Source organism: Streptomyces sp. NBC_01012, assembly GCF_045162755.1.
Classification (GTDB): Bacteria; Actinomycetota; Actinomycetes; order Streptomycetales; family Streptomycetaceae; genus Streptomyces.
Map to the genome: position 1 here is coordinate 7,085,306 of NZ_CP108688.1, position 14,577 is coordinate 7,099,882.

The window sequence follows — 14,577 nt, forward strand, 5'->3', positions numbered from 1 at the left end:
ACGGGGAATCTCAGAGCGCTCTGAATTCCGGTGGATAGCTTCCGGAACATGACCCATGACTATCTGATCATCGGAGCGGGGCCCGCCGGACTGCAACTCGCCGCCTTCCTGGAGCGGGACGGCGCGGACTACGTCGTTCTGGAGCGCGGCAGTGGTCCGGGCACGTTCTTCACGCGCTTTCCCCGGCACCGCTATCTGATCTCGAACAACAAGGTGCACACCGGGTACGACGATCCGGAGCTGCGGCTGCGGATGGACTGGAACTCCCTGCTGAGCGACGACCCGGAGCTGCTGTTCACCCGGTACAGCCCCCGCTACTTCCCGCCGGCCGACGATCTGGTGCGCTACCTGGCCGACTTCGCCTCCAGGACCGGGGTGCGCGTACGGTACGACACCGCGGTCGAGAGGGTCTCCCGTGACGACGAGGGCTTTACCGTCACCGACCACACCGGCAAGGAGTGGCGGGCCCGGCACCTGGTGACCGCCACCGGGATGACCCTGCCGAACCTGCCGTCGGTCCCGGGCGTCGAACTGGCCGAACGTTACGACACGATCGACACCGATCCCGGGTCCTACACCGACCAGCGGGTGCTCATCATCGGGCGGGGCAACTCCGCCTTCGAGACCGCCGAGAACCTGATGGAGACGGCGGCGGTCATCCATGTCGTCGGTTCGGGCTCGCTGAAAATGGCCTGGCGAACGCATTACGTGGGACATCTGCGCGCGGTCTACAACAATTTCCTGGACAGCTACCAGCTGAAGTCGCAGAACGCCCTCCTCGACGGCCGGGTCCTCGCGATCCACCGGGACGAGGACGGCTTCCGCGTCCCGGTCGCCTTCGAGCGGGCCGACGAGGTGATCAAGGACCTCCGCTACGACCGGGTGATCGTCGCCACCGGATTCCGGTTCGACGCCTCGGTCTTCGACGACACCTGCACACCGGACCTGATCGTCGACGGCCGCTTCCCCGCCCTCACACCCGTCGGTGAGTCGGTCAACGTCCCCGGCCTGTACTTCGCCGGAACGCTGATGCAGGGCCGTGACTTCAAGAAGTCCACGACCGGCTTCATCCACGGCTTCCGCTATGCGGTGCGGGCCCTGCACCGGGAACTGCGGCAGCGCCACCACGGTGAGCCATGGCCGGTGACGGAACTCGGGGAGACCACCGAGCGGGCCGTCGACGCGGTGATCACCCGCGTCAACCGGTCCTCCGCGCTGTGGCAGCAGTTCGCCGTCCTCGGTGACCTGCTGCTGCTCGACCCGGACGGCACACTCCGCTACGCCGAGGAGGTCCCCGTCGACCACGTGCCGGACGCGGTGCGCGCCGGAGACTTCGGCGATGTCGACGCGTACGGGGTGATCACCCTGGAGTACGGGGCCGACCACGACTCGGTGGACCCCTTCGACGTCACCGCCGGCCGCAAGACCCAGCGGGATGTGGCGGGGCTGGACGGGCGCTATCTGCACCCGGTCGTGCGCTGGTACAGGGACGGCGCGTTCGTCGCCGAGCACCACATCACGGAGAACCTGGAGAACGAGTGGGACGACGAGGAGGTTCACCGCACCCCGCTGAACACCTTCCTCGCCGCGCACCGGAGCCCTGCCACCCCGGCCACCACGGTGGCGCCGTGACGCTCCGCGAACTGCACGAGACCGCGCGGAAGCTGCTCGACCCCGTTGCCTACGACTACGTGGCGGGCGGCGCGGGCGACGAACGCGTCCTCGCCGAGAACGAGCAGGCGTTCGACCGGTATCGGCTGCTGCCCAGGGTGCTGTGCGGCAGCGAGGAGCGTGACACAGCGGTGGACCTGCCGGGCGGCCCCCGGGCAGCGCCGGTACTCGTCGCACCGACCGCCTTCCACCGGCTGGTCCATCCGGACGGCGAGCTGGCCACGGCCCGCGCCGCAGCCGCCGAGGGCGCGGTCCTGGTGACGGGGACCGCGGCGACCACAGCGGTCGCCGAGGTCGTCGCCGCGGCGCGCGAGGCTGCCCCGGCCCCCGCCGTGTGGTTCCAGCTGTATCCGCATCCACGCCGTGAGGTCACCGAGGCGCTCGTGCGGCGCGCCGAGCAAGCGGGATGTACGGCACTGGTGGTCACCGTCGACTCACCGGTGTTCGGCCGGCACACCAGGGACCTGCGCAACGGGTTCACCGACCTTCCGCCCGGCTACGCCGCGGAGAACATGCGCGACCTGCCGGGTGCGGAGCCCGGCGCGCTCACGGACATCCCCATGTCCCCGGCGGTCCACTGGCCGGACCTCGCCGGGATCGTGCGCGGTACGGCACTTCCCGTACTGGTCAAGGGCGTACTGCACCCGGACGACGCGGAGTCGGCCGTCGAGCACGGCGCGGCCGGGGTGATCGTCTCCAACCACGGTGGCCGCCAGTGCGACGCCGTCCCGGCGGCCGTGGACTGCCTGCCCGCGATCGTCCGCGCGGTCGCCGGCCGGGTGCCGGTCATCGTCGACGGCGGGGTGCGCAGAGGCAGCGACGTGGCCGTGGCCATCGCCCTGGGCGCGGCGGCCGTCGGCGTGGGACGCCCCGTGGTGTGGGGCCTGGCGGCCGAGGGGGAGCCGGGCGTACGCCGTGTTCTGTCGACGCTGCGCGACGAGTACGACCACACCCTGGCCCTGTGCGGCGGGCGCCGGAACTCCGATCTGACGGCCGGTTCGGTCGTACGGAAGGGCGGGACGTGGTGAGCGGCCGGACGGGAACGGACACATGGTGGCTGCCGCGCGGTGTGGTGTCACTGCGCGTGCGCCTCTTCGAGAAGGTCAACGGCGACCGGGTGGTGACCCTGCCCAGCGCGGCACACGGTCCCGAGGTCTTCGAGCGGGTCTACGCCCACCCGGCCGCCGACGGACGGAGCGAGGGGGCCGGCCTGTCGGACCTGTTCTGGTACTGGCTGGCGCCGGGCCCCGAGGTGCACCAGGAACACCTCGAGCCAGGCGAACGCTACGAGGACGTGGCCGCGACGACGCGGCGCATCGTCGCCGGAAGCTCGGCCGGACTCACGGCGGCGGCCGGCCGCGCGGTCGCAGGCGCGCTGGACGCGGTGCCGGACACCCGGGTGAGCCTTGTCCGGCTGCGGGACCTGGTGATGCCCGCGTGGGCCGCCTTCGCCTACGAACTGGTCTTCCAGGAGCCGTGCCCCACGCACGCCCGCGACCTGATCACCGCGCACGCCGGTGATGTGATCACCGCTCTGAAGTGCACCGGCCTGCGCCACCCGCGGCGCAGGGCGCGGCTGACCACGTATCTGCGCGAGCGTGTCGAGGCCGGCGACGTGGCACACCCGCTGCCGGCCTCCCTGTCACTGCCGGAACAGGTGCACTACCTGCAAGGGACCTTCTTCAACACGGCGGTCGTCCAGCTGTCCGAGGCGACCGCGCACGTCCTGCTCGCTCTCGCCCGCCACCCCGAAGTGCAGAACCGGCTGGTGGCCGATCCGGAGAACGACCGGTACCTGACACAGGTGCTCGACGAGACGATGCGGCTGTACCCGCTGTTCGGGATCGCCCACCGCATCACCACGGGCGAGATCCCGCTCGACGACGCGACCGTGCTGCCGGCCGGCTCCGTGGTGTGCTTCAACTACCCCGACTACCAGGCCACCGGATACGAACGGCCCGACGCGTTCGACCCGGAGCGCTGGACGGACATGGCCGCCAAGGACGTCCACCACATCCCGTACGGCATGGCCGCGAACCGGCCCTGCCCGGCCTGGCGGCTGTCGCCGCTCGTGCTGCGCGCCGCGGTCCGTGAGGTGCTGAACCGGTACCGGCTGGACTCGACGGCCTCACACACCCGCTCCAACCCGCACCGGGCCCCGTGTCTGCTGATTCCACGCGACCTGCCTCCCCGGCCCCGTCGCCTCCATGCGCTGCGGACGTTCATCAGGCTGCGGGACGGTGTGGAGGACGTCACCCGGGGCGTACGCCAACTGGTGCTCGGCACGGTCATGGTGCTGCACGCCCGGCGACAGCGCCCGGCCGCACGCTACTTCGACGAGGCGCGGGCCGGGAGCTGCCCCGTCTCTCACCCGGAACGAGGAAATGGATGACGCCCCAGGATCCCGGCCATGGGCCCCCGCTGTCCGGCGTCACGTCGGGCCCGCAGGCCGAGCGGTCGGCATCGCTGATACCCCGGCCCCTGATGTTCTGGACCGGCGTCGCCCTCAACTGCGCCGGTGTCGGCCAGCACCTGTGGATGTTCATCGATTCCTCGTCCATGGGATTCCACATGGCCATGATGGGGATGTCCTGGGTGATGTGGGGCGCCATGGTGGCCATCGTCGTGGGCGTGGTGCTCTCCGGGTTCGCGGTCATGCCGCGTCCCGGAGCAGGTCCCGCGGCTGCCCCTGTTCCTGCCCCCGCCCCCGCTCAGGTGCACAGGAACCCGTCGAGCAGCCACCGCCGCCGTCTCATCGCCGTTCTCAGCTTCGCGCTGATGGTGGACCAGATGAAGCCCGCGACCCTGGCGTTCATCCAGCCGGGCATGCGTGCGGAGTTCCACCTCAGCGCCTCCGAGGTCGCGTGGCTGCCCACGGTGGCGCTGAGCGGCACGGTGCTGGGATCCCTCGTCTGGGGCCGCGCAGCGGACCGTATCGGCCGCAGGGCCACGATCCTCATCGCGTCCCTGCTCTTCCTCGGTACGACGGTGTGCGGCGCCATGCCGACCTTCGGCGGCATCCTGGTCATGTGCGCGCTGATGGGGATGGCGGCCGGAGGCATGCTGCCGGTCGTCTACGCCCTGATGACCGAGAGCCTGCCACCGGGACGGCGCGCGGCCATCATGGTGCTCCAGGCCGGACTCACCACCACCGGCGGGTACATGGCGGCCGCCGGACTGGCCGCCGTACTCATCCCGCTGACCGGGTGGCGCGTCCTGTGGTTCGCCCAACTGCCGCTGGTCCTGATCCTGATCGCGCTGAACCGCTGGATTCCGGAGTCGGCCGCCTTCACCGCCCGGCAGTCGCAGCGTGGGCACGTCCCGGCCTCCACCCTGTTCAGGCGTCCTCAGACTGCCAAGACACTGGTCGTCAGCGGCTACGCACTCGCGTGGGGCCTCGTCTACTGGGGATTCATCACCTTCCTGCCCAGCCAGCTGGAGTCCTCGGGCCGGCACGGCATGTCGGCGGCCACACTGCTGTTCATCTCGTCGCTGCTGTCCATCCCCACCTGTGTGGTGGCCGCCTGGCTCTACATGCGCTGGTCGGCGCGGGGCACCATGGTCGTCTACGCGTCCCTCACCGTCGCGGCACTGCTCGTACTGGCCGTCGTGGGGATGGACGGCAACAGGTCCGTCCTTCTGACGGCCGTGATGCTCCTGTTCGCCGGAACCGCCGGTGTCATCGCCCTCATCGGTCCCTACACGGCCGAGATCTACCCCATGCCCATCCGGGGAACCGCGGGCGGCTGGGCCGCGGCCGTCGGAAAGTCCGGCGGAGCCTTCGGACCGCCGCTCATCGCGCAAGTCCTCTCCGCTCCGGGAGGCATGCGCACCGCCGCGGTGTTCGTCGCGCTCCCCATGGGCCTGGCAGGGATCGCCGTCGCGGTCCGCGGGAGCAGCCGGCCGGACGCCGCCCAGGACGAGGGCGACATCCGGCTGAACGCCGAGCTCGACGATCTGGTGCGCGGCGAAGCCGTCCCCGCCGATGGGCCCACGACGACAACGCCCCTGTCGGGAAAGGGAGACGGGTGACCTCGACCTGATGGGCCGTCAGGCACCGGTTTCGAGACGCCGTTTGTCGGGCTTTCCGGCAGGGGTCAGCGGCACCTCTCCGATGAGGGTGAGGCGGGTCGGAGCGCACGCCTCACCCAGGTCCGCCGTGACCAGGGCACGCAGTTCACCGAGGTCCGGGACCTCCTGGCCCGCCGCAGGTACGACGTAGGCGTGGACGGCCTCACCCGTACGGTCGTCGGGGACGGCGACGACGTACGCCTCGGCCACCGATCGGTGACGGGCGAGCAACCGCTCGACCGGTCCGGCGTAGTGCACCTGGGCGTTGATGATGACCACGTCGCGGACGCGCCCGGTGAGCCACAGCCGGCCCGCGGTGTCGAGCCGGCCGAGGTCGCGGGTGCGCACCCAGCCGTCGGTGAACACCTCGGAGGTGAGGGCCGGTTCCTCCCAGTAGCCGCAACCCTGAGACGGGGTACGGACGAAGACCTCACCGTCGACGCCGCGCGGGACCGGCTGTCCTGAGGCGTCCCGGATCTCCAGCTCGACGGGCGGCACTCCGAGGGAGCCGGGCGGATCCTCCGGCACGGCCATGGAGATCATGCCGGTCTCCGTCTGCCCGTAGCCATGGAAGACGACCGGGCCGAGCACCTCGGCCGCCTCGCGCAGCCGTCCCGGTTCCAGCGGCGACCCGGACACCATCAGCGCACGCAGACCGCCGAGGTCCACGGGCGATTCGCGCTGGCTCGCCACGAGTTTCGTGAGCCGGGCCACCGTGATGACGCTCGCGGTCGCCCGGTGCCGTACGAGGGCATCGGGAAAGGCCGGCGGGTCGGCGGTGACGAGCGTGCCGCCGGAGGCGAGTGCCAGCAGCCCGTACTCCATCATCACCTGGCTGGCCAGGGTGCCGAACACCAGGAAGCGGTCCAGGCGCAGGGCCAGCTCACGGATGGCGGGCGGCCGGTCGTCGGGGCGGAGCGCCCAGCCCGCGGTCAGCGCCGCGTAGGTCTGGGCGCACGCCTTGGGGAGGCCGGTGCTGCCGCTGGTGTGCAGGAGCCGGGCGATGTCCCCGGGGCGTGCGGAGACCCGTGGCCGTACGCCGTCGTCCGCCGCCGACAGCAGCTCATCGAGTGCCAGGACGAGTCGGGTGTCGTGCGGTGGGGCCTCGGGGCGGTCGGGCCGGTCGGTGACCAGGACGTCGACATCTCGTAGTACGTGCGCCTGCTGACGTGCTGTCAGCCGGGGCGGGACGCCGACGACGCGGGCCCCGACCACATGGGCGGCGATGATCGCGGCGAACGCCTCGGGGCCGACCCCCAGCAGCAGGGCGAGTCCGTCGCCGGGTCCGATGCCGCGCCGCCGCAGGCCGTTCGTGACGCACCGCACCATGCGAAGGAGTTCCGCACCCGACACCTCCCGGTCGCCGTGTTCGAAGACCGGACGGTCGCCCGCCACGTCGAGGATGTCGAGTACGGCCCCGGGGAACTGCTCAGTCAAGGCACTCCTTCACGAACGCGGTGAGCGGCTGACGGTGGATCGCCGCGAGGTTCCACTCGTTCTCGAGGTTCTCCGCCAGATGATGGGTGCCGGCGAGGGCGCCGTCCCGGTAGTGGCGGACCACGGGATGGAGATACGTGGAGTCCATGGCATGGTCGACGTCGTTCTCCAGGACGCGCGGGACGTCGATGTCGAACGGATCGGTCGTGTCGTGATCGGGCCCGTACTCCAGGTCGACGACGAACCGGTGTGCGGCGCTCCCGAGGCCACCGTCGGCGATGTAGTCGAGCGGCACCTCCTCCTGGTACCGGACACGGTCGCCCTCCACCGCGACCACGTCGCCGAGGAACCCGAACTGCTGCCAGAGCCCCGACGAGCGGTTGACGCGGGCGATGACGGCGTCGGCTATCGCCTCCGGCGACGCGGTGAGCGTCCGGGCGGGCCAGGGGGTCTCCAGATGGCGGGCGCCCAGGATGCGGTGCAGGGCGCGCGTCCCGTAGCGGAAACCATGGATGAAGCCGCTGGTGGACTTCTTGAAGTCCCGCTGCTGCATCACGGTGCCGGCGAAGTAGAGGTCCGGTACGTTCACCGACTCGAAGGCGGAGGTCTGCTCGGGGAAGCGGTCGTTGATGGTGAGCGCGGGGCGGCAGGTCTCGTCGAAGACCGATGCGTCGAAGCGGAAGCCGGTGCACGCGATGATCCGGTCGTAGTGCAGTTCGCGGAGCGGTTCCGTGGTCCTGGTGTAGCGGAGCATCACCCGGAAGCCGCCGTCCGCGGATTTCTCGATGCTTTCCACGATGCCGTCGAGGACGGAGTTCTGCGACTTGAGCTGGTAGGTGTCCAGGAAATTGTTGTTGACCGCGCGAAGATGCCCTACGTAGTGGGTTTTCCAGGCGAGTTTGACCGAGTGGGGACCTGCGACATGGATCACCGCGGCCTTCTCGATGAGGGAGCCGGCGGTCTCGAAAGCGGAGTTTCCCTTACCGATGATCAGCACCCGCTGATTGGTGAAAGACGTGGGATCGGGGTCGAAGGTGTCGTACCGCTCGGCGAGTTCGATGCCGGGGACGGGCGGCTCGTTGAACCGGGACACACCGGTCGCCATGACGAGCCGCCGGGCCTGCCGGCTGCGTCCACCGCCGTCGAAGGCGGTGAAGACACCGTCCGCGCGGGATATCCGGATGACATCCGTGTCGTACTCGACGCGGATGCCGGTACGGGCGGCGAAGTCGGTCAGATAGCGCACCCAGTCGTCGGCGGGCGGGAAGTAACGCTCGCTGTACCGGGTGAACAGCAGATCAGGGTCGTCGCTGAGCAGCGAGTTCCAGTCCATGCGCAGGTTGAGCTCCGGGTCCGTGAAACCCGTGTTCACCTTGTTGTTCGAGATCATCTGCCGATGGCGGGGATACCGGGTGAAGAACGTCCCGGGTCCGCTTCCCCGCTCAAGGACGACATAGTCGCACCCGTCGCGTTCCAGCAGAGAGGCAAGTTGAAGTCCGGCCGGTCCGGCCCCGATGATGAGGTAGTCGTGCACCATGGGCCGGGATGCTAATGACGCCACATCAGAAGGCTCTGAGATTGCACCGATCGGAGATCCCCGGCCTCTACGGTGCCAGGGTCCGCAGGACGCGGCACCCGTTGCCCTCGGTGCTGCCGTCGATCGGGCTGCCGTCGAGGTGGAGCCGGTTCTTGGCGTGACCCCGCAGTCACGCTGGGCGATGCGCGCCGATCATGAGATCCAACACCTCCGGTCGTGGCTCTCCGGCACCACCTCCTCACGGTCTGTCCAACATCCGTACGGGCTGCCCATCGTCGCAGGTCCGGTGGTCGGCCGGGGGGACGGGCGTCACGGATCGCGTTCGAGGGCGGTGGGGAGGTGGAATCGTCACCCGCTTTGTTCTGCCGGGCCGTCCAGCGGCTAGTTTGGGTGCAGGACAGACGGACAGGACAGCCCGTGGGGGCACAGGCGCACAGGGGCAGGAGGTCGGGAAGAGTGTCGCTGCGCGGAGATGATCCAGCAGAGATCGGCGGCTATCCGCTCGAGGCGCGGCTCGGTTCGGGCGGCATGGGCACGGTTTTTCTGGCCCGTACGAGTTCGGGGCGGCCGGTCGCGATCAAGCTGATCCACCAGCAGTTCGCGGGGGACGACGAATTCCGCACCCGCTTCCGGCAGGAGGTGGCGGCCGCGAGGCGGGTGAGCGGCGCGTTCACCGCCGCCGTGGTCGACGCCGCCCCCGAGGCCGAGCAGCCCTGGATGGCCACGACCTACATCGAGGGGCAGACGCTTGCCCAGCGCATCACGGCGAAGGGCCCGCTGGACGGGGTGGAGCTGAGGAGGCTCGCCATCGGGCTGGCCGAGGCGCTGCGCGACATCCACCGGGTGGATGTCGTCCACCGTGACCTGAAGCCGTCGAACGTCGTGCTCTCGCCCGAGGGCCCCCGCGTCATCGACTTCGGCATCTCGCGTGCGGCGGACCAGCAGACGCTGACGATGACAGGGCGTGTGATCGGTACGCCGCCCTTCATGTCGCCGGAGCAGTTGCAGGCGCCGCGTGGCGTGGGACCACGGTCCGATGTCTTCTCGCTGGGGACACTGCTGGTGTACTCCGCGACCGGCCACGGGCCCTTCGACGCGGACAGCCCCTACATGACCGCGTACCAGGTGGTGCACGAGGAGCCGTCCCTGGGTGCGGTGCCCGAGGCCCTGCGCGCCGTCGTCGAGTCCTGCCTGGACAAGGAGCCGGAGAAGCGCCCCTCGGCGGACGAGCTGCTCGTGCTGCTGCGTGACCTGCCGGCCGACCTCGGCGGGACCACGCAGGCGGGGGCCGGCCGGGGCCGCACCCGCGACGTGAGCACCCAGAACCACCTCATGACGCCTGCCGCACCGTCCTCGGGCGCCGCTCCGGCAGATCCCGACACCGGGAGCACGGACACCACCGCCGGCCGCCTGCTGCGCCGCAGGTGGCGGCCGGTGCTCGCGGCGGCGGTCGCCGTGGCGGCGATCGGGGGCGGGATCGCCGCGGTGACGGCCGACGGCTTCGGGAGCAGCGGCGACGGGACCAGGAGCGTCGCGGTGCCGGTCGCCGCACTGCCGGACGGCTTCGCGCCCTGGCACAAGGCCGTGCTGGGCGGGCGCAAGGACATTCCTGACGAGGTGCGGTGCGTCGCGCGCGGCGACGCCCTGTTCTGCGGCGGTGGCGGGGTCGTCGCGACCCGGATCAAGGTCTCCGACGGCTCGCGGGTGTGGACGGCGAACAGCCCGGGTGTCCCCGTCCAGGGCATGCACATGGTGGGCGCCACCGACGACACGGTGATCGGCTACCGCTTCGCCGCGGAGGACGCGCCGCAGGACCCTCGTAAGGAGGTGGTGGCCTTCGACGCGGACAGTGGCCGGGAGCTGTGGTCCGTGCCGTCCGGAGCCCAGTCGACGGCCGTCACGGGCCGGACCCAGGACGCCCTGGTGGTCGGCTCCGATGTCGTGACGGTCGATGTCTCCAACTCCCGCTTCGAGGCGCGGGACGCACACAGCGGTGAGGTCAGCTGGACGAAGACCTTCCCCGCGGACACGCAGTGCGCCCCCGTACCGCTGGGGACGGAGCTCATGGCGATGTGTGCGTCGAACGCGGAGGTGGACGACCTGGAGGTGCGCCACCCCACTCTGTACACGGTCGACCGTGCCTCGGGGAAACTGGGCAGGCCCATCGCGGTCGACGGTCCCGCCGTACCGGTGGGTGTCGCCGACGGCAGTCTCGTACTCGTCCAGGAGCACAGGGAGGGCCCGGCGCTGACCGGCTACGACGGGGTGGCGCGGGTCGATCCCGCCTCGCGTAAGGTCACGTATTCCCGGCTGGCCAAGACATACGGGGGGACACCGGGCATGGCGGACGGCACCCTCTACATGAGCGGGCGGACGGGCCTCGTGACGGCGCTCGACCCCGAGACCGGCCGGAAGAAGTGGTCGCGGCAGACGAGCGTGGAGGGCGCGTCAGGGCCCGTCGCGGGATCAGGCGCACTGTATTTCAGCTCGGCCACCGGCCGGGTGGTCGCGCTGTCGCCGCGCGACGGAAAGACCCTGTGGGCCACGGATCCGCAGGCCGACGGCCTGACGGGCGGGCAGGGCGAAAGCCCACGCGTGACCCTTGCGGGGCGTGCGGTGATCGTGGCCGCGGACGGGAACACCCTCTTCGCCTTCGACTCGCAGAACCCCCCCAGGTCCGACTGACCGTACGGACACCCACGACCGGGACCGGGAGTAGGCCGCGCCCGGTCGAACCCGCACGGCCCGCCGTGGTCCCGATCCGGCCAACTGACGTGGAGAAATGCGGGGTGTGGGTCCTGGGCATTGACAGAGCGCCCCATGAGACCCAGGCTCGCCCATGCTGACAACGTTGTCCAAGACATGGGGTGAGGCGTGCGCTCGCTGATGAGACATGGGAGAGGCAGAGGGGCCGGGCTGGTCGTCGCCGCGCTCCTGGCCGGTTCGATCGGGGCCGGCGCAGGGTCCGCGTCGGCCGATGCCGGCGGGGCGGTGGCCGGCGCGCCGAGGAGCGGGGGGTACTGGGCGACGTCCTACGAGCCCGGTACGCCCAGGCCCGCCGGCTTCCCGGCCAAGGGGGCCGCCCGCAACACGCGGGGCGAGACCGCGCGGGTGACCACCACCGTGGACGAGGTGCGCTCCGGGCATCCGAACGACACCAGCGCGACCGAAGGTGTGGGGAGCCTCGCCGACCAGGACCCCGGGACCAAGTGGTACGCACGGGACAGCGGCCGGCCGACCGAGGACGCGCCCGTCCATGTGATCTACAGCCTGCCCGACGCGGCGGCCGTCACCGGCTACTCGCTCACCTCCGCGAACGACGCCGCTCCCCGCGACCCCGCCACCTGGACCGTGCTCGGGAGTGACCGTGACACGGCCGCCGAAGACGCCGACGACCCCTCCTGGAAGGTGCTGAACCAGCAGAAGGAGCAGCGCTTCGACGCCCGGGGGCAGAGCAATTTCTACGCCATCGGCACGCCGCACCCCTATCGGCACTACCAACTCCGCATCACCGACACCTGCGCCGACCGCTGCGAGGGTTCGTCCGGCGATCACGAGAAGCTCCAGCTCGCGGACTGGACCCTGCGCAGCTCCGCCGGCTCATCGGCTTCGGCGCTCGGGGCGTCCGTGGAGAACGCCGACTCCGCGGGCGCGGCCGACGGATCGGCCGCGCTGCGCTACGCGGGCCGAGTCCTCGACTCGGGGCGGGCCTCGTCGACGGTCGTGCTGCGCTCCGGACTCGATGTCCCGCTGGGACGCACATCGAAGCTGAGCTACGCGCTCCGCCCGGAGAACGCCGCATCGGCCCATGTCTCGATCGAGGTCGTCCACAGCGACCTGGACGGCCGTGACCCCGGAACGTACGAGGTGGACAGCAGCACGACACCCGTACCGGGGGAGTGGGGCACCGTCGAGGCAGACCTGGGCACGCTCGCGGGCAGGCGCGTCAGCGAGATCCGGCTGCGGTACGAGGACGAGCACGCCGAGTCCGGCGCGGCGCTCACCGGCTGGATCGACGACCTCAGCCTGGGCAAGGCCGTCGTCGACGACACGACGACCTGGAGCTACCTCGACACCCCGGACGTCGACCCGGCGCGCGGCGGGAGCGACCGCACGGCCTGGACCCGGACCGGCTTCGACGCGGGAGACGTTCCCTGGAAGCAGGCCACCGGGCCGTTCGGCGTGAAGAACGACGGTGTCGACCTCGGGTCCGGCTTCCCCGTCCGCACCAAGCTGAACCTGCGCAAGGACTCGGGCGACGACATCGAGGCCTACTTCTTCCGGACCTCCTTCACGGTGGACCGCGCCCAGCTCGCCTCGCTCACCGGCCTGGTCGGCACGGTCGTCTTCGACGACACCGTCACCGTCTATCTCAACGGCAGCCGCATCGCGGGCCACGCCGACGGGGAGATAGAGAAGAACCTCCAGTACCGGACCCCGGACGGCGCCACAGGGAGCGGTGATCCGGAGAAGGCCCGCTTCGTCGCGCCCGCATCCGCGGTGCGCGAGGGCGTCAACACCCTCGCGGTCGAGGTGCACCAGAGCGACGCCGACAGCTCGGACGCCTACTTCGGGCTCGGTTCGCTGGCGCAGGCCACCGACTCCCTGCCCTTCACCGACCAGCAGCTGAGCACCTCCTACGCCTCCGACGACCGGCCCACCGCGCCGGACGGCGGCGACTACGTCACCTGGCTGCTCCGCTCGTTCGACACGGCGCGCGACACACCCTCCCTCATGGGCCCCAACGAGGAGATGGAGAAGGGCACGACCTACGAGGACCTGACCGCGATCAACGACCGTACGGTCGTGGACATCAACAACGCCCCCTCAGGCCCCGGGGACAGCCGTGTGCACAAGGCGCTGGTGGACGGAGCGAACAGCCCGTACGTGACCATGGCGGACGGGCTCGGTACCGCGCTCGGACCGCTCTACAGCCAGGCCATGAAGAACGGCGAACTGCCCAGGACCGAGGCACTGCTGTCCGCCCGGATCGAGAAGACTCCGGAGTCCTCCGCCGACTGGTACCAGCTCGCGAAGGACGCGTACAGCTACAAGCGGCCCTTCGTCCGTATGGGTTTCACCGGCGACCAGGGGCTCATCGAGCAGTGGGACAGTCCCGGTGGTTACGACGGTCTCGCGGGTGACGGCTCTTTCCCCAGCGGCCACACCAGCCACGGCTACGCCCAGGGCATCACGCTCGCCACACTGCTGCCTGAGCTGGCACCGCAGATCCTCGCCCGTGCCTCCGAGTACGGCGACAACCGGATCGTGCTGGCCTTCCACTATCCGACCGACATCATGGGCGGCCGTGTCGTCGGCGCCAAGACCGCGCAACTGCGCTGGTCCGACCCGGAGTTCCGGACACTCCTGGGGCAGGCCAGGGACGAGCTGGAGAGCGTCCTCACGCAGAAGTGCCGTGAGTCCGGAGCGGGCCGCACGCTGACGCGGTGTGCCGGCAGCGGGACGCCGTACCTTCCCACCGCCGAGGCGCTCAAGGTGTATCAGCAGCGGATGACCTACGGTTACCCGCACATCGGTGACGAGGGCCTGCCGCCCGCCGTGCCGGACGGGGCCGAGGACCTGCTGCGCACGGCACACCCCCAGCTCACCGACGACCAGCGGCGTACCGTCCTGGCCGCCACCCAGATCCCCTCCGGGTCCGCCCTGGACGAGCAGGGTGACGGAGGGAGCTGGCAGCGGATCGACCTGGCGGCGGCGATGGCCGCGAAGGTCGCCGTGCACCGCGACGGGACACTCACCGTCGGCGGGGTCCGGGTGAGCGCGGAAGGGGTCCCGATCGCCGGGTGACCCCCGGCCCCGGCGCCGGTGGTTCGAGCGGACGGCGCGCCCGCTCGAACCAC

General features: G+C 70.7%; 8 protein-coding genes. 6 read left to right on the forward strand and 2 right to left on the reverse strand.

Translation table 11 applies throughout. The features are described 5' to 3' along the window. The first annotated feature begins 48 nt into the window (after nt 1-48). The 4 genes from OG623_RS31695 to OG623_RS31710 are packed head-to-tail and all read left to right on the forward strand — an operon-like array spanning nt 49 to nt 5,703. Complete coding sequence (locus OG623_RS31695) at nt 49-1,632, forward strand: NAD(P)-binding domain-containing protein (protein WP_406151026.1); 1,584 nt, start codon at nt 49-51, stop codon at nt 1,630-1,632. Continuing rightward, the gene (locus tag OG623_RS31700) at nt 1,629-2,699 is read left to right on the forward strand and encodes an alpha-hydroxy acid oxidase (RefSeq protein ID WP_406151027.1); all 1,071 of its coding nucleotides are present in this window, start codon (nt 1,629-1,631) and stop codon (nt 2,697-2,699) included. The genes OG623_RS31695 and OG623_RS31700 overlap by 4 nt, the downstream gene beginning before the upstream one ends. After that, entirely contained in the window at nt 2,693-4,063 is a 1,371-nt protein-coding gene (locus tag OG623_RS31705) for a cytochrome P450 (protein ID WP_406151028.1), read from the forward strand. The genes OG623_RS31700 and OG623_RS31705 overlap by 7 nt, the downstream gene beginning before the upstream one ends. Continuing rightward, nucleotides 4,060-5,703 carry an MFS transporter gene (locus OG623_RS31710; RefSeq protein ID WP_406151029.1) on the forward strand — a complete coding sequence of 548 codons (1,644 nt, stop codon included), beginning with the start codon at nt 4,060-4,062 and terminating at the stop codon, nt 5,701-5,703. Before OG623_RS31705 ends, OG623_RS31710 begins: the two co-directional genes overlap by 4 nt. Nucleotides 5,704-5,721: 18 nt before the next feature. Here OG623_RS31710 and OG623_RS31715 read toward each other — a convergent pair whose 3' ends face one another. Together OG623_RS31715 and OG623_RS31720 are read right to left on the reverse strand one after the other, a co-directional pair. Next, on the reverse strand, nt 5,722-7,179 hold the full coding sequence (locus OG623_RS31715) for a class I adenylate-forming enzyme family protein (RefSeq protein ID WP_406151030.1): 1,458 nt from the start codon (nt 7,177-7,179) through the stop codon (nt 5,722-5,724). Next, nucleotides 7,172-8,716 carry an NAD(P)-binding domain-containing protein gene (locus tag OG623_RS31720; RefSeq protein WP_406151031.1) on the reverse strand — a complete coding sequence of 515 codons (1,545 nt, stop codon included), beginning with the start codon at nt 8,714-8,716 and terminating at the stop codon, nt 7,172-7,174. Before OG623_RS31720 ends, OG623_RS31715 begins: the two co-directional genes overlap by 8 nt. Before the next feature lie 456 nt (nt 8,717-9,172). On the opposite strand from OG623_RS31720, the gene OG623_RS31725 reads away from it, so the two are divergent. Continuing rightward, on the forward strand, nt 9,173-11,401 hold the full coding sequence (locus OG623_RS31725; RefSeq protein ID WP_406151032.1) for a serine/threonine-protein kinase: 2,229 nt from the start codon (nt 9,173-9,175) through the stop codon (nt 11,399-11,401). 201 nt (nt 11,402-11,602) lie between these two features. Next, a complete protein-coding gene (locus OG623_RS31730) occupies nt 11,603-14,524 on the forward strand; it encodes a phosphatase PAP2 family protein (RefSeq protein ID WP_406151033.1) in 2,922 nt (973 codons plus the stop codon). Nucleotides 14,525-14,577 lie beyond the last annotated feature (53 nt).